13 protein-coding genes and 1 pseudogene are annotated in these 16,145 nt (G+C 38.2%); 3 read left to right on the top strand and 11 right to left on the bottom strand.

Going from position 1 to position 16,145, the window contains the following annotated elements; genetic code table 11:
• Positions 1–897: 897 nt before the first annotated feature.
• Positions 898–2,310 (top strand): arylsulfotransferase family protein, encoded by a 1,413-nt coding sequence (locus tag CBG10_RS09475; RefSeq protein WP_094509652.1) that lies wholly within the window; start codon positions 898–900, stop codon positions 2,308–2,310.
• Here the strand turns inward: CBG10_RS09475 and CBG10_RS09470 are convergent.
• The 4 genes from CBG10_RS09470 to CBG10_RS09455 form a co-directional block, all read right to left on the bottom strand.
• Complete coding sequence (locus CBG10_RS09470; protein ID WP_094512445.1) at positions 2,307–3,998, bottom strand: IS1182 family transposase; 1,692 nt, start codon at positions 3,996–3,998, stop codon at positions 2,307–2,309. The two genes, CBG10_RS09475 and CBG10_RS09470, sit on opposite strands and share 4 nt — an antisense overlap.
• Positions 3,999–4,159: 161 nt before the next feature.
• A complete protein-coding gene (gene menC, locus CBG10_RS09465) occupies positions 4,160–5,266 on the bottom strand; it encodes an o-succinylbenzoate synthase (protein WP_094509816.1) in 1,107 nt (368 codons plus the stop codon).
• A gap of 18 nt (positions 5,267–5,284) precedes the next feature.
• Complete coding sequence (locus CBG10_RS09460) at positions 5,285–6,490, bottom strand: MFS transporter (RefSeq protein ID WP_094509818.1); 1,206 nt, start codon at positions 6,488–6,490, stop codon at positions 5,285–5,287.
• A gap of 18 nt (positions 6,491–6,508) precedes the next feature.
• The gene (locus tag CBG10_RS09455) at positions 6,509–7,843 is read right to left on the bottom strand and encodes a M20/M25/M40 family metallo-hydrolase (protein ID WP_094509820.1); all 1,335 of its coding nucleotides are present in this window, start codon (positions 7,841–7,843) and stop codon (positions 6,509–6,511) included.
• Positions 7,844–7,954: 111 nt separating this feature from the next.
• On the opposite strand from CBG10_RS09455, the gene CBG10_RS09450 reads away from it, so the two are divergent.
• Together CBG10_RS09450 and CBG10_RS09445 are read left to right on the top strand one after the other, a co-directional pair.
• Entirely contained in the window at positions 7,955–8,155 is a 201-nt protein-coding gene (locus CBG10_RS09450; protein WP_094512443.1) for a LysR family transcriptional regulator, read from the top strand.
• 86 nt (positions 8,156–8,241) lie between these two features.
• The gene (locus tag CBG10_RS09445) at positions 8,242–8,811 is read left to right on the top strand and encodes a LysR family transcriptional regulator substrate-binding protein (RefSeq protein ID WP_094512442.1); all 570 of its coding nucleotides are present in this window, start codon (positions 8,242–8,244) and stop codon (positions 8,809–8,811) included.
• A 141-nt stretch (positions 8,812–8,952) separates the two neighbouring features.
• On the opposite strand, the gene CBG10_RS11290 is transcribed toward CBG10_RS09445, so the two are convergent.
• From CBG10_RS11290 to hslO, 7 genes and pseudogenes are all read right to left on the bottom strand, one after another.
• The gene (locus CBG10_RS11290; protein ID WP_179225392.1) at positions 8,953–9,447 is read right to left on the bottom strand and encodes a metal ABC transporter solute-binding protein, Zn/Mn family; all 495 of its coding nucleotides are present in this window, start codon (positions 9,445–9,447) and stop codon (positions 8,953–8,955) included.
• Positions 9,444–10,439 carry a DUF4097 family beta strand repeat-containing protein gene (locus CBG10_RS11615; RefSeq protein WP_225359326.1) on the bottom strand — a complete coding sequence of 332 codons (996 nt, stop codon included), beginning with the start codon at positions 10,437–10,439 and terminating at the stop codon, positions 9,444–9,446. The genes CBG10_RS11290 and CBG10_RS11615 overlap by 4 nt, the downstream gene beginning before the upstream one ends.
• Positions 10,440–10,580: 141 nt before the next feature.
• Positions 10,581–10,984: pseudogene (tnpA, locus tag CBG10_RS09430) on the bottom strand (IS200/IS605 family transposase).
• Positions 10,985–11,474: 490 nt separating this feature from the next.
• Positions 11,475–11,966 (bottom strand): cysteine hydrolase family protein, encoded by a 492-nt coding sequence (locus CBG10_RS09425; protein ID WP_094512440.1) that lies wholly within the window; start codon positions 11,964–11,966, stop codon positions 11,475–11,477.
• 515 nt (positions 11,967–12,481) lie between these two features.
• Complete coding sequence (gene lysS, locus CBG10_RS09420; protein ID WP_094512439.1) at positions 12,482–14,005, bottom strand: lysine--tRNA ligase; 1,524 nt, start codon at positions 14,003–14,005, stop codon at positions 12,482–12,484.
• 20 nt (positions 14,006–14,025) lie between these two features.
• Positions 14,026–15,027, bottom strand: coding sequence for a tRNA dihydrouridine synthase DusB (dusB, locus tag CBG10_RS09415; protein WP_094512437.1), 1,002 nt, complete (start codon positions 15,025–15,027; stop codon positions 14,026–14,028).
• A gap of 107 nt (positions 15,028–15,134) precedes the next feature.
• Positions 15,135–16,055, bottom strand: a complete 921-nt coding sequence (gene hslO, locus CBG10_RS09410) for an Hsp33 family molecular chaperone HslO (protein WP_029507900.1) — start codon at positions 16,053–16,055, stop codon at positions 15,135–15,137.
• Positions 16,056–16,145: the final 90 nt, after the last annotated feature.

Genomic DNA, 16,145 nt, shown 5'->3' with positions numbered 1-16,145 from the left:
ATAGCTCTCAATTATCTTTGTTATTAAGCGAATTGACTTCGCAAATGTTTTGCTTCAAATCACATCGTGATTGAAGACCCTACACATTTGATTCGTCGAAACTTTGTTCAGTTTTCAAAGGTCTACCTGTCGGCTAATCAAGCAGCCAATCAACACATTTATTATAACATATATCGGATTAGCTTGTCAAGAAGAAATTTTAATTAATTTTGAATTCCTTCTGATCAGTAACTCAATCAGCAACTTTATTATTATATCATGTTGTCAATCAGATGTCAACAGCTATTTCCAACTTTTTTGTTAAACCATCTCAATAGCACTTAGCTGTTTTGACAACGATAATTACTATACATGGATTTTACTCCCTCGTCAACACTTTTTTATTAACTTTTTTCACTATTTTAAATAGCCGAACTTTCTACTTTTCTCGAATTAAATTGTATGTATTAAAGCAGAAATAATTGGCAAATACTCTTTAATTTAGTAAAAACTCACGTAATTTTTATCACTAACTTTTTCAAAAAATCCTTTTTACTACATCTAACTTAGCTCGATGAAATTATCTTTTCTGCTTTTCTAGAATGAATTCAAGAATCCTAGTTAATTACCGCAGCTCTTGGCTTCAGGTTTATGTGCTATTAATATTTACTACGATATGCCAATCTTAAAGTAATTAGCAATTCTTAGCTCTGCAAAATTATTGATTATAATATTTATTTGATCAATAATGTAAGCGATATCTGGAAAGTGTTAAGAACAGCTCCTGTTAAAAGCACCAGATTATTTTGTTATTACTGGTCTAAACACCACAGAATCTGCTATCTTCGCAACAGTAAAAAAACTCTCTAGCTTGTACTTACTACTTTCTAAGTTTTGAATAATCAAAGGAGTGAAAAAATGGGACAATCAATATTTCCAACCGGAGTTACTAACTTCAGACCTAGTAAAACTTGGTCGGGCTATACACTATTCAATGCTAAAAATGAAGGTACAATCTTAATCGATATGAACGGAAAAATTGTTCACGAATGGAAAGATCTACAAGGCTTCCCTAATAAAATGATTAATGGTGGCAAGGTTTTCGGCTCTTTACGCTGTCGAAAAAGCAGTGACGCTTATCAAGACTATGCCGATTTAACTGAAATTGATTGGGATGGTAATATTCGATGGTCATTTACCCACAATGAAGAAGTTACCGATCAAGAGATAGGAAAAACATGGGTTGCAAGAGTCCACCACGATTATCAACTTGAAGGAAATCCTGTGGGGTATTTCGTACCTGGGCAAGAAACAAAAGATGATTTTAAAAAAGTTTTACTTCTTACTCACCATGATCGAAAAATTGATTCAATATCCCCCTATCCCCTTCTTGACCATGTCTTATTAGAAATTGACCGCGATGGCAACAAGCTTTGGTCTTGGAGTACATTAGATCATTTTAATGATTTCCCATTAACTGATGAACAAAAAAATGCAATCTTTAAGAACCCCAACTTTCAATCTGCTAGTAATGAAGGGGATGTATTTCATATTAATTATGCTAGCTACCTCGGACCAAATAAATGGTTTGATCAGGGTGACCAGCGATTTAAACCGAATAACATTCTAATGGGTTCACGTGAAGCAATGATGAGTTGGATTGTTGACCACGATACTGGGAAAATCGTTTGGCTATTAGGCCCTGACTTTACTAAGAGTTTTGCTTTACGTAAATTAGGACCCCTAGTAGGGATGCATAATGTGCATTTAATTCCTAAAGGATTACCTGGCGCGGGAAATATTCTTGCTCTCAACAATGGAGGCTGGTCTGGTTATGGTGCACCTAATCAAACCTCGTCAACTGGAATGAAAACAACACGCATTGATGGATCAGAAGTAATTGAATTTAACCCAATTACTTTAGAAAAGAAATGGAGCTTTTCTGCAAAGGATATGGGCTATAAGGTAGCAGCCCACGCGAATTACTTCTACTCCCCATTACAGGGTAGCGTCCAACGACTTCCAAATGGAAATACATTAATTGACGAAGGTGCCGGCGGACGTTTCTTAGAGGTTACGCCAAGTCATGAAATAGTTTGGGAATATATTTATCCATACATTGCTGATCATCTAATTTATCGGGCCTATCGGATTCCTTATGATTGGATTCCCCAATTATCTCACTCAACAGAAATAGCAGTAACTCCGCCAGCTAATAGCGCGTTTCACCTACCAGGAGCTGCTGATCCAGGCCTTAATCCAGATGCCACCGTTTCAGTCACTGGAAATTATGGCTATAATAAACCATCACCAGCCAAAAATAATAATTAGAGAGGCTGGGAATTAACTATTAATTCTTGATTCTCTAACAGTAAAATCCGGACTATGATTTTTGATCTATTCAAAAATCGTAGTCCGGATTTTAAATTATTTATGAAATTAGTCTCCAATCGACTAATTGATTGACCAAATTTCGTTAGATTTAATGCCATCAGGGTTAGCCCCATGTCATTTTCCACAGCCCGTTGTCCACGTAGATGAGTTCGGCGTATGCCAAAATCCCTCTTCATGTGACCAAAGACTGGCTCAACGTCGAACTTCCGTCGACGATAAATTGCCTTGCCTTCGTTACTTGAGAGGGTTGCTTTTACTTTAGCCTTGTAATAATTCCACGTTGGGTTAACCTGCATATAGCGTTGCCGACCACCTGGTGTTTTTGCCAACTCATCCAATTGCACTGACAGTTGGTGCTTATCCGCTCGATAGAGTTTGAAATCACGTTCGAAACCATATTTATCGGTTCGCTTACTATATCGATAAAAGCTAAAACGGACTCCTAAATGATCGATGTAGTAATCATTCTCGGCATTATACTGCCAATTTTGTGATTTAGTTGGATCGTTTTTAAATTTACGTTTCTGTTCCTTTTGATAGGTTGTATATGGGATAACCGACTGCTTTTTAAACCGATCAAGAATCATTATGTAATTATACTCACTACCATAGCCTGCATCGGCGACGATATGTTCAAAGAAATCTAAAGCATGAAACTGGGTAAGGAATGGCACTAAGGTCCTGGTGTCAGTTGGATTTGAAAACAGCCCGTAATCAAGTACAAATTGCTTATGGGTAGCGATTTGCAAGTTATAGCCGGGCTTTAACTCCCGATTCATCATCGGATCTTCCTTCATACACATGAAGGTCGCATCGTGGTCAGTTTTGGAATAGCTATTACGACCTTGGAAGATATTTTCAGCACGTTCATACTTTTTGGCACGCGGAATTAGGTCGTTGCTTAATTGGTGACGAAGCTTTTTTAGAAAACGACGGCGCCGTTTTCTAACTGAACCACCTTTGATGATTTTTGGTTCTTGCTTAATCTCTTCATCTAATTTAGTGATTTTCTCCGCCAGTTCTTGTTCCATTACTTCCATGCCTTCGGCGGAAGTAACCAGCTCCGGTGCCATTTTTTGCACCACTTGCTTTTCTACTAGTTCCTCATAAAGCTTACTTGTCTTTTCTCTTAACTTAGCGTGATACTTTTCAACTGCCCTCCGCCAAGTAAATGAATATTTATTGGCATCGGCTTCCACCTTGGTCCCATCGATAAAAATTGCATCATTTTGAATTAGTCCGTGATCTTTCAAAGCCATGGTAAAGTAGACAAAGGCATGTTTAATTAGCTTACTAGCGTGCTGACTGCGGCGAAAGTTATTGATGGTATGGTAGCTATAAGTATAATCATGAGCTAACCAACGCATTGGCAGGTTCTCATCCAACATCATTTCAATCTTTCTTCCAGAATAAGTTTGACGTGCGTAGGCAAACAAGAGAATCTTAAGCATAATTGCTGGATGCGATGAAGGGCGGCCAGTAGCCGCTCCTGAATCTTCTAATAGCACATCTTGTGGAATCGAGTCGACAAAATCACTAATTAGTCGCGCAATATGATTTTGTGGTAAATCATAGTTATAGTTTAGTACGAATTCGGTTTGTCCTATGGTATAATTTTGATACATGGAAATCGCTCCTTTTGGTTGTTTTATGGTAATTACAGCATATCAGGAACGATTTCCTGTGTACATAAAAACCGGATGATGAATTGTTCAAAAAATTTATCATCCGGTTTTTATTTTGGAGTAGGAGTTTTTTCCCAGCCTCTTTTTGCTACTCAAATTTTTTACTTTAATACCAGTTCCGCTTTACAAAATTTTCTCATATTGTTCCAATCAATTTCGTAGCCTAGTCCGGGACGATGAGGAACATTGACGTAAGTTCCATCCACCTCAACTACTGGTTTGATAATATCTTGATTATAATAACGAGTTGAGGCAGCGATATCATTAGGAAGTGTATATCCTTGGAGAGTAGCAATTGCAATATTTTCCGCTCTTGCCACTCCAGAATCTAACATCCCGCCACACCAGCATTGAATACCATGCTTACTTGCATATTCCTGAATTTGTTTTGCTACTCCTAATCCGCCAACCCGAGCAACTTTAATATTAATAATACGACCACTACCTAATCGAATCATTTGCTTAGCATCAGCTAACGAAAGGATACTTTCATCCAGACAAATCGCTGTCTTTAATTTGGATTGGAGTTGTGCATGATCGACTAAATCGCCTGGTTCCAACGGCTGTTCAATCATGATTAACCCCAACTCATCAAGCCGTTGTAACATCGGCAAATCTTTTAAGTGGTATGCCGAATTGGCATCAGCCATCAGTATTGCTTCTGGGAACTCGTTCCGGACAGCTTTAATAAACTGATAATCAGCTCCCGGTTTTATTTTCATTTTTATTCGCCGATAACCATCATTGAGATAGCTGCGAACCGTTTCAACTAATTTCTCTGGTGAGGATTGAACACCAATACTAACCCCAACTTCAACTTTTTGTTTGTCTCCGCCTAGTGCTTTTGCTAATGGAAGCTGAAGCTGCTTAGCATATAAATCCCAGAGTGCACAATTTACACATGCTTTGCTCATATTATTTCGCCGAATATGACTAAATAGTTGATAAATATCATCTGGATGATTAATGTCATGGCCAACAACTTTGGGTAATAATTGTTCTTTTAATAGTTCCCATGCTCCTGAGCGAAATTCTTCATTATAAAATGGAACATCAAAAGCTGAACACTCTGAATATCCACAATTACTATTCTGATCCGTCAACTCTAAGATAATCGTGCGCTTATACTTAATTACACCGAAGCTAACCTCAAAAGCGTTCCTTAAGGGTAAATCAATTTTAAATAATCGTGCCTTTTCAATTTTCATCTCATCACTTTCTCCCTACTAATTTACTTTTTTACCATGGATAGTTAATGAAGCAACAAATGCCAGTAATGCAAAGAATGTTAATACCAAGAAGGCTGCAGTATAGCTATGAGTACCTTGGATAACAAGGCCAATTAGAATTGGTGCTAAGAAGCCCGCGAGTTGCCCACCAAAATTAACTACCCCAATTGACGCCCCGTAATTTGTTTTTGCAACTAATTGTGCCACAAAAGCATAGGAGGCAGCGAAACCAATTGATTTAGTAAAATAGGCTAATACTTCAAAGGTAATCACCCCGGTCAAACTTAGTGAATGAAACATTCCATACATGAATACCATAGTTACTAGAGCTGAAAGGGAAATTAGCCATTTCTCGTGACCGGTAAAGAACTTAACCATAATGAATCCGGCGATAAATGATCCGAGCCCTGCCGTAATGGAAGGAAGGGGAACTAACCAAGCAATTCCTTTTAGATTAATATGACGTGCTTGAAGAAGGTAAGTAGGCATCCAAGTATCTAATCCCTTTGTAATCACGCTAAAGCCAAATACAACTACCGAAAAGCTTAATACTCGCCAGTCAAACTTTCCTTTAACCTTTTGAGCTCCTGTATCATAATCTGGAATTTCACGATTTAATGGTCGCTCGAAGAAATAATAGAATGCCAAATAAACAAGGCCTAACACCCCAACGACATGAAATGCACCACGCCAACTTAACAAGGCAATCAAGGGAGCTACAATAAACGGCGCTAGTGCATTTCCAATATAATTAGATGAAATAGCAACCGCGGATGCTTGACCACGTTTATTTTCTGGGAATGCCAAGCGGACCTGTTTCATTGCTGCTGACGGATATGATCCTTCACCAATTCCAAACAAAACCCTAATAATAATTAGCGAAGTAAATGACCAAGCAAATCCTGTCATCACGGTAAATACTGACCAGGCCAAAAGCGAGAGCACCGTCATCCATTTAGTACCAAACCGGTCGACAAGCCAACCACCTGGAACCTGCATTAATGAATAACTAAAGAAAAAAGCAGAGCCGACTACTCCTAATTGAGCTGGAGTTAACGTAAAGCTTTTTCCAACATAAGCAAGTGCAATATTCATTGCAGAACGATCAATAAAGCAAATAATAAATCCTAAAAAAACTAATACTAATGTTCGATACGACTTTGGCCTTTCATTCTGGCTCACTAAATGTTGTGATTCATCCATAAGGTAACCTTCTTTCCACTATTTAGAATTTAAATTTCGACAAAGATAAGCAATAATCTTTATCCCATCAAGAAAAGCATCAATTGTTATATTCTCATTTGGTGCATGATTATGCTGATCATAATTTGCTAAGGGAATAGTAAACGGCGGAATCCCGATAATATCTCTCCAAATATAATTAGGAACACTGCCAGGCATTACCGGCTCAATCAATGCTTTACCGGTGGCTTCTGTAATTGTCGAAACCAGCCGAGGGATTAATGGGTTACTTGCTTCAATTTTTACAGGATCAAGCTTAACCAAGTACTTAATTTGGATTTGTTTCTCATCTAATTCTGCTTTAAGCGTGTCATTAATTAATTTAATTGCCTCATCACATGTTTGGTTAGCAACCAAGCGGCAATCAATAATTGCAGTTGCTTTGCCTGGAATAATTGTTTTTACCCCATTTCCCTCATAACCACTACTCAAACCGTTAATTGTCATTGATGGCTGAAACATCAGACGATAGTAATAATCAAATTTATTCTTATAAATTGGTGCTGGAATATTGTACTGACTTGGCAGAGCATTTAACCACTCTCGTTCTTGACTGCTTGGCTCAACGACTTCTTTATAAAATTCCTTAATTCTACATTGACCAGTCAATGGGTTAATTAGCTTATTTAAAGCCCGCATAAGTTCAACAGCCGCATTCTTACTAACATTTCCAAAATTTCCTGAATGCAGATCACTTCCGTTAGTCCTTACTCCTAACCTAAACGATAAGACACCCCGGTTTCCTAATCGTAAAACATGATCTCCTGATTGACTTATTGATCCATCCATTACAAAAACTGCTGAAAGGTTATTTAGGTACGGATCTTTCAAGGTGCGAACTGCTTGAATAAGGTGCGGACTTCCAATCTCCTCTTCACCCTCAATGAGAATTCTGGCTGTAAAAGGTAACTCCCCATATAATTGCTGATAAACATAAAAACCACATATTTGTGCAATTAATTGGCCCTTATTATCGCCAGTACCGCGACCATACAAGCGACCATCACGCTGAGTCAATTTGAATGGCTTTACTTTCCATTCAGCCAATTCTCCTGGTAACTGAACATCATAATGCCCATAAAACAAATATTCATTATCCTTTCCTGGAGAAAGTGTTGCGATAATAATTGGATTACCAGCCGTTTCAATAATCTCCACTTTCGCATGAATAAATTGTTCTAAAAGTTCTTTCAAGAATTTAACCGTTGCTTGGATTCCTTCTCCTGTTTGACTAAGACTTTTTTGACTTACAAAGTTAGCCAATAGATTAATAAACTGCTGCTGATTTTTCCTAACATAGTCATCAATTGTCATTTCATCACCCCAAAAATTATAATATAATTAGAATATTATCATTTATTTTTAAAATCCAATATTACTTTTTATGTAGTTAGTAACAAAATTGCTATGAAAGAGGTAACAAAGATGAACTTATCGCAATTGAAATACTTTACCGAAGTCGTCAAAACAATGAATATGACAAAAGCGGCAACTAAATTACATGTTGCACAACCATCTATCAGTCGCAGTATTCGGGAGTTGGAGAACGAATTAGGCGTTTCGTTATTTATTCGTCAAGGAAAGAAGCTAATCTTGACCGCTCAAGGTAATTATTTTTTACGGTAGTTAATCGGTCATTCAATCAACTACGGTTAGCAAAGGAAAATGTAAAGGCAATTCACTCACTTAACAATAAAAAGATCACTATTAAGATGTGTGAAACTACTCCCTTACTGGTTTCGTTTCTCAAAATAATTCATAACAAATATCCACAAATTAATCTTCAATTTATCCAAAGTAAAATCGATAACGATCCTCGGCATTATGATTTTCAGCTTGTACCTCTACCGGTTCCTGAGCAACATAACGAATTATTACTATCCGAAGAAGTCTTTTTGGCAACGAGTAAGGAAAATTCACAATCAACATTTCAATTGGAAAAAATTAACCAACTGCCCCTAATTGAAATGAACGAGTCACCATTTGCCGACTTTATCCAACGCTTTCTTTCTGCACAAAGAATAGATCCTCAAGTTGTATTACGAACAGGCGATCGTAATCTCATGATTAATTTAGTAGCTCAGGGCTATGCTTCATGTTTTGTTCCTGAGTTATCCTGGAACTCTACAGCTAATCTTGAAAAAATTTCATTACATAAAATTGGGAAAAATGGCTTTCATAGAAGAATTTATCTCTCCTATCCCTATGGACCAAGGACAAGCATTCAAGAGCAAGTTGCAACGCTCCTTCTTAATTACTCCCATTCTTTAAAAAAGACATAGTTCCCCAAAGCTAACTGAGAAAGAGAAAGTCAAATATAAGAGGTTAATCCTTATTACTTAAATAAAGAATAAACAGTGAAATACACAAACGGCCCCCAGTGTGAACTCTGGAGATCATTTTTTATTATTGAGAGATTAAAATTATTGTTGCTGGATAGATGATAATTTCTGATATTGTTTCATCATCCATTCTGTATAAGTCATCTTTCGACTTGGCTTTGTTTCAGTCACCCTTAAAACGGGAACATGATTCTTTTTAGCAAGCTTAACAAGATTATCTACAACATGATCACTTGCTTGTGTATTATCAACAAAGAAAGCAATTTGGTGGTTCTTGATTGCAGTCTGAATTTGAGGAATATCCTTAGGTGAAGGATCGGTTCCCTCTTCAATTGCCTTTTCAAAGTGTTGATCCATTACTTTATAACCAAGGTTTTCCAACGCGTAGTCAAATACCGGTTCACTTACCGCAGCTTCCTTCTTTTGCGGATTTACCTGGCTCTTAACTTGAGCAATCTTTTGGTCAAGTTGATCTAATGATGTGATATATTTTTTAACATTCTGGTGGTAGTAGTCAGCATGTTGAGGATCAATTTTACCATAATCCTTAGCTAACTTATTAGCGAGTTTCGTCATGGTATTTGGTTGATACCAAATATGTTCGTTGTCACCAACTTTTTACCCATCAGAGAGCCAATGTTAACATCCATGTTCTCCAAATCAACATTTGTAATACTCAAATCGCCATCAGCGACATCAAGTTTTCCGGCTAATTTAGTTCCCTTAGGCACTGTAATAATAATGGTATCGTCTCCATTATTGTAGGAAAAGAATATCCCACGCCCTTCATCTTGATGAATGGTTGCGGGCTGATTAGTTACCGTAACCTTAGGAAGTCGTGCATTACTACCTTGGTAACTAATTGAAAATTTTGATCCTGTCTTGATTAAAACATTAGCACTTGAGCTAGTAAGATTAACTCTATTAAACTCTTTAGCTGTGCTTAATTTTTTAGTAACTTGTTTCTCAATTACTGGGGTAGTTCCCTCAAAACTAACATTTTTCATTCCGTGACCAGCAAAGCCAACTACCATTAAAACAATCCCAATAACAAGTATTCCTAAACCAACCTTAAATGTTTTTTCATGCTTCTCAGCCTTCCTTTGAAGTAGTTTTTGGTAAATATACTTAGCTAAATTAGCAATTGCCTGTGCTAACCAGCGAATAATCCAATATCCTACGGGAATACATAAGAGTAAAAAGCCAATCATTGTTACCCCAATTCCGGCATACAGGATCCCCGTCCTTGGTGCAGCAGCAATAACTCCAAGTCCTGAATAGATCATTACCCCGCTACTAAAAATCAAGCCAACTAGGGTTCCTAATATTCCCACACTGACCCGAAAGACAGCTGCCAAGGCGCAAATAAGAACGATTAATGCTCCCAGACTTAACACAAACGTAATCGGCGATGTAATGATTGCAATAACTACTAACCAAAAAAACCGCCAGTTGGACCGGGGTGATGCTGTATGGTTATTCTTAATTTCCTCATTATTAGCCTTAATTGAGTAATCCGCTAGAATCTTATGACTTAATTGTCGAGGATTTCCTAGCTCCTTAATCATAACCACCCGTCAATCGGGTAGTTTGCACATCGGCTATAAGCCGATAATAAAAGCCGGCGTCTCAAGACGCTGGCTTTCGCTTTGCTCAAGCCAAAATGCTCTGACTACTTTGTCACCGCTTTAAGCGGTATTTGTACTACCTCACTTACCCTTAAAAGGGTCCGAATATTCCACACTTGTTAGCTTATCCATTGCTATATCATGTTTCTCTTGGTCTCGGATATACTTCTTTATCGTTGATTCATTTAATCCAACTGTACTCACATAGTAGCCTTCAGCCCAAAAATGTCGGTTCCCATATTTGTATTTTAAGTTTGCATGTCGATCAAACATCATTAATGCACTTTTCCCTTTTAAGTATCCCATAAACTGCGATACACTTAGCTTCGGCGGAATACTTACTAACAAGTGCACATGATCTGGCATCATATGACCTTCAATTATTTCTACTCCCTTATATTTGCACAACAAACGAATATAATCTCTTAGGTTTCTTCTAGGTCTCTTCGGTATTGATTAAAAATCGCTTTATGCCTATACTTTATGTGATATTTACATAACTACTTCGTATGGGCTAAGCTATTTAATTTATTAGCCATATTTATATAACCTCTTTCCCCTTATTGACTTTGGCTTGAACACCTACACCTTAAGGCAAAAGAGGCCTTTTTTATATAATTTTTATCGCCCACCCGCATAGCAGGTGGTTTTTTGTTTCGTGCATTCGCTCTGCTCACGCACTCAACTAGGTCTAAAGACATTAAATCAAAAAGGAAAGATCCATTCGAAAATTTTTTCAATTTCCGAATGGATCTTCTTAATTTAGGGACTTATGTCACAGTACCTACCTTTTTGTCTTACCTAATTCAACTACAACTATTATGATTGTTTATAACTATAGTGTTATAGAATTATGGAGGAGTAATCATGAGAAAAAAGTTGAGCATACTACTACCCCTTCAGAATTAAAGCAAGAATTCTGTACGGCAGGTAATCAACCTTTTATATTTCGTTTCGAGTAATTTACAGAGAAATTTAGCAATAGCTCAGGAAGTTCTTTCCCCAAAGCCATTCAAAATAACGACGTGTCTCTTCCGCAGTCATAAATTGATTGTCAATAGTGCTACTAGCTCCCGGTTTCATTGTCAGCTGGTAACCTAAACCATGCGCCATTTTAACCGTTGCATCGATACAGTATTCTGTTTGAGCTCCACAAATTTCCAACTCGTTAATTTGCAACTGTTTTAAAAAATATTGTAAGTCTGTTTGGTAAAAAGCATTCGGATGACTTTTCCTAATGACAAGGTCGTCCTTCATAAAGTTAAGCTCTGGTAGTAGTTGCCAATCCGTCGTTCCAGCAACTAAGGTATCATCTTCATGTTGGATAAAAATTATTGGTAGGTCCTGGGCACTATACTGATTAATTCGTTGGTTAACCAAATGAATTAATACTGGTAATTGCCACAATTTCTGGCCACCTTGGTTACAAACACCATTTTGCAAATCAATTACTAATAAAGCTTTCATCTGTTTGGCTCCTCTCAACTACACAAAGCTTTCGGATAACGTATAACAAATAAACTTAGATAACACCCCAAATAACTTTTCGGTTCAGATAATATAAATATTGTTTCTGATAGCTTTTTAGCCATTTTTATTAACAAGCATATAATTTAACCTAATCATAATTAAAGTGGCTTAAAAGAGCTTCTAGTGGATAATAAGTAGAAATATTAAGTCGATTCCATCTGATAATCCCTATTTTACACTATTTATAACTAGAAATACTTGTGTCCTAATTAAAACATCCACCGAAATGGTGTATTGAAATAACCTAATAAACGTAGAAAGAACCCGTACCTGAGCAAATCAGATACGGGTTCTTACATTTTTTGCGCCAGACCCTTTTTACTTTCTTTTCTAAAAAATGGTGTATTTTTGGTGTACACACCATTTTTTATAAGCAATTTTAATACTAATAAGCAAGATAAAGCAATGGCTTAAATTGCCCCCAAAGCCCAGCATTACAACAATTACTGGTCTTACTTCTTCTTGTTCTTTTTCTTCTTATCGTTCGTTTCTTCCTTTTCGGGACGCATAGTTGGGAAGAGGATTACGTCACGAATTGACTTTGCATCAGTAAGCAGCATTACAAGACGATCGATTCCGATACCAAGTCCCCCAGTAGGCGGCATTCCGTATTCGAGGGCTTGAACGTAATCTAAGTCGACTGGTTCAGCTTCATCATTACCGTTAGCTTTTTCCTTTGCTTGCATTTCAAAACGTTCCTTCTGGTCAATTGGATCGTTTAATTCACTAAAGGCATTTGCCAATTCGCTACCATCAACATACAATTCGAAACGATCAGTCATCGCAGGATTATCAGCATTCCGCTTTGCTAATGGTGAAACTTCGACTGGGAATTCATAGACAAAAGTTGGTTGAATAAGTGTGTCTTCAACGAACTCTTCAAAAAATGCGTTCAAGATATGCCCCTTTGTCCAGTAAGGCTTATATTCAACCTTGTGCTCATCGGCTAACTTCTTAGCATCTTCGTCCGTCATTGATTCATCGCTGAAGTCAATGCCAGTCTTTTCCTTAACGGCATCCACCATCGTGATCCGTTTAAAGTTTCCTCCAAGGTCAATTTCATGTCCTTGGTAAGTAATCGTTCCATCATCTGAAACAACTTTAGCTGCTGCCTTAACGATTCCTTCCGTTTCATCCATAACATCTTGGAAGTCAAAGTAAGCAGCATAAGTTTCCATTGTAGTAAATTCAGGGTTATGGTGAGGATCCATCCCTTCATTCCGGAAAATCCGACCCAATTCGTATACCCGTTCAAAGCCCCCAACGATTAACCGCTTGAGGTACAATTCGGTAGCAATCCGCAAGTACATATCAATATCAAGCGCATTGTGGTGAGTGATAAATGGACGCGCATTAGCACCACCAGCTTGCGTATTCAAGATTGGGGTTTCAACCTCTGTAAAGCCATTATCATCCATGTACTTCCGGACAGCCTTGATGATCGCTGTCCGTTGGTGGAAACGCTTGAAACTTTCTGGGTTAGAAATTAAATCAAGGTAACGCTGACGATAGATAGTTTCAGGATCAGTAACCCCATCCCACTTATTAGGAAGCGGACGCAATGCTTTTGACAAGAAGGTAATTTTATGTGCACGAACAGTTAATTCGCCTGTATCTGTCTTGATAACATCCCCTTCAATTCCCAGGAAGTCACCAATATCTGACCGCTTGAAAACATGGTAAGGTTCATCACCTACCATATCCTTACGAGCGTAAACTTGAATCTTACCAGTCCGATCAACAAAGTCAGCGAACCCAGCTTTACCGCTACTCCGCTTTCTTGTCATTCGCCCCGCAATAATTACTTTGGCGCCCATCTCGTTTAATTCTTCTTTATCGTATTGATCAAACTTATCATGCAAGTCTTGGGCAAGATGGTCTCGTTTGAAGCGGCGGCCAAATGGTTCAATTCCCGCTTCTTTTAACTCTTCCATTTTTTCACGCCGAACGCGCATTTGATCTAGTTCTTGTGACACTTAAGTTCTCCTCCTCGTAATTAAGCTTGCTGTCTTTTTACAGTTCGTTCTGCAGTTTGTTCAGCAAAGCGGTCAAAAATATCGTTCATTTCATCAAGTGTTTCGGCCTCGACTAATGCTACCTTAGTCCGGGCAGCACGCGGAATACCCTTGATGTAGTACGTAGATAACCCACGGAACTCACGAACTCCCACATATTCACCTTTTAAATCAACTAAACGATTAAGGTGGTCTTTTGCCATCTCAATTTTTTGTTCGGGGGTTGCTTCAGGAAGTAATTCGCCGGTTTCAAGGTAATGTTCTGTCCGCTTTAACATCCACGGATTACCCATTGCTGCCCGGCCAATCATTGCCGCAGTTGCTCCCGTCATATCAAGGATCTTTTTGGCATCTTCTGGTGTTCGTACATCACCGTTAGCCATGAACGGAATCTTTAATTGACTCGCTACTTCTTTTAGTATATTCCAATCTGCTTGTCCCGTATACATTTGTTTTCGAGTTCGACCATGCATCGCAATCGCGCTAGCTCCTGCCCGTTCAGCTGCTAAAGCATTTTCAACAGCTAAAATATGCTTATCGTCCCAACCCGTTCGCATCTTAACGGTAACTGGCTTTTTAACAGCATCAGTAACATATGACACCATTTCATAAACTTTATTAGGATCCAGTAACCATCGTGCACCCGCGTCAGTTTTTACAACCTTATTAACAGGACACCCCATATTTATATCAATCACGTCAGCTGCGGTATGTTGATCCACATACTTGGCAGCTTCAACTAATGTTTCTTTGGTTCCACCGAAAATTTGAATTCCCATTGGATGTTCTTCCGGGTCGACATCCATCATATTTAAAGTTCGTTGATTATGGTACATAATGCCACGGTCTGAGATCATTTCACAGACAACGTAGCCAGCACCAAATCTTTTACAGATAACCCGAAAGGCGGAATTGGTTACTCCAGCCATTGGTGCAACAACAACTTGATTAGGAATTTCAACGTTACCGATTTTCCACTTCATTTTTTCACCTCATTACTGCTTAAGAAACTGTGCTGGCCATCCAGTTTCATTTTTAATTGTCCGATAACTCAACTATCATAGCATATCAACGCGCTTAGCACCAAAAATTACTTTTCATCTGTTGATTTTTTATCATCATTCGCCGTCATTTCCGCGTAGATCTTCTTTAATTCGTCTTCGTTAAATTCGTACTTCTTCCCGCAGAATTGGCAAACAGCTTCTGCATGGTGGTCTTCGTCAATCAGCTTCTTCATGTCATCTTTAGAGATACTTGCAAGGGCGTGTGCAAAACGTTCCTTTGAGCAATCACATGCATAACGAACTGGCATTGTTTCAAGGATCTTTAAGTCATCATCAAAAATCTTCTTCAAAATATCTTCTGGCGTATCACCATCACGTAACATTTGTGATACCAATGGCAAGCCCTTCAATGTCTTTTCAAGTTTGCTAATTTCTTCATCACTAGCACCAGGCATTACTTGAATCATGAAGCCACCAGCAACGTCAATATTTTCATCAGGGTTCACGAATACTGAAAGACCAACTGCTGAAGGAATTTGTTCAGATTGAGCAAGGTAGTAAGTAAAGTCATCACCAAGTTCACCAGAAACTAAATTTACTTCACCGGTATATGGTGTCTTGTCGCCTGGAGCCATTTTGGTTACAGAAAGAGTTCCTTGATTACCAATTGCCTTTGCAACATCAATCTTCCCCTTATCATTTGCTGGTAAAGAAACGTGTGGATTACCCATGTAGCCTTTTACAGTTCCTTCAGCAGTTCCATCCGCAATAATAAAGCCAACCGGCCCATTTCCCTGAATCTTGACCGTCATTCCTGCTTCTCCTTGTAAACTAGAAGTAGCCAAGAGAATCGTTCCAATTAACGTTCGACCAAGGGCAGCAGAAGAAGCACTCCATGTATCATGAATTTCATGTGCCTTTTGAACGACTTGGGTAGCATTTACAGCATAAGCCCGAAACTTTCCATCCTTAGTCATCGACTTTACTAAATAATCTGTTGTTTTCATTTTAAATTCCTCCTTAAAATTAATCCTAAAGAAAAAACGGAAGACCACCACCTACCAATCAGGTTTTGTATCTTCCGTCTTTTCAATAGT

This window comes from Limosilactobacillus reuteri, from assembly GCF_002254085.1.
GTDB classification, from domain to species: domain Bacteria; phylum Bacillota; class Bacilli; order Lactobacillales; family Lactobacillaceae; genus Limosilactobacillus; species Limosilactobacillus reuteri_K.
This window is presented reverse-complemented; position numbering and strand designations above follow the sequence as displayed.

Excerpts from the sequence above, each read along its gene's own strand:
- CBG10_RS11615 (WP_225359326.1), bottom strand. The coding sequence starts at position 10,439 with ATGATTAAGGAGCTAGGAAATCCTCGACAATTAAGTCATAAGATTCTA.
- CBG10_RS09475 (WP_094509652.1), top strand. The coding sequence starts at position 898 with ATGGGACAATCAATATTTCCAACCGGAGTTACTAACTTCAGACCTAGT.
- CBG10_RS09445 (WP_094512442.1), top strand. The coding sequence starts at position 8,242 with ATGTGTGAAACTACTCCCTTACTGGTTTCGTTTCTCAAAATAATTCAT.
- CBG10_RS09450 (WP_094512443.1), top strand. The coding sequence starts at position 7,955 with ATGAACTTATCGCAATTGAAATACTTTACCGAAGTCGTCAAAACAATG.
- CBG10_RS11290 (WP_179225392.1), bottom strand. The coding sequence starts at position 9,447 with ATGACGAAACTCGCTAATAAGTTAGCTAAGGATTATGGTAAAATTGAT.
- CBG10_RS09470 (WP_094512445.1), bottom strand. The coding sequence starts at position 3,998 with ATGTATCAAAATTATACCATAGGACAAACCGAATTCGTACTAAACTAT.
- menC (WP_094509816.1), bottom strand. The coding sequence starts at position 5,266 with ATGAAAATTGAAAAGGCACGATTATTTAAAATTGATTTACCCTTAAGG.
- hslO (WP_029507900.1), bottom strand. The coding sequence starts at position 16,055 with ATGAAAACAACAGATTATTTAGTAAAGTCGATGACTAAGGATGGAAAG.
- dusB (WP_094512437.1), bottom strand. The coding sequence starts at position 15,027 with ATGAAGTGGAAAATCGGTAACGTTGAAATTCCTAATCAAGTTGTTGTT.
- CBG10_RS09460 (WP_094509818.1), bottom strand. The coding sequence starts at position 6,490 with ATGGATGAATCACAACATTTAGTGAGCCAGAATGAAAGGCCAAAGTCG.
- CBG10_RS09425 (WP_094512440.1), bottom strand. The coding sequence starts at position 11,966 with ATGAAAGCTTTATTAGTAATTGATTTGCAAAATGGTGTTTGTAACCAA.
- CBG10_RS09455 (WP_094509820.1), bottom strand. The coding sequence starts at position 7,843 with ATGACAATTGATGACTATGTTAGGAAAAATCAGCAGCAGTTTATTAAT.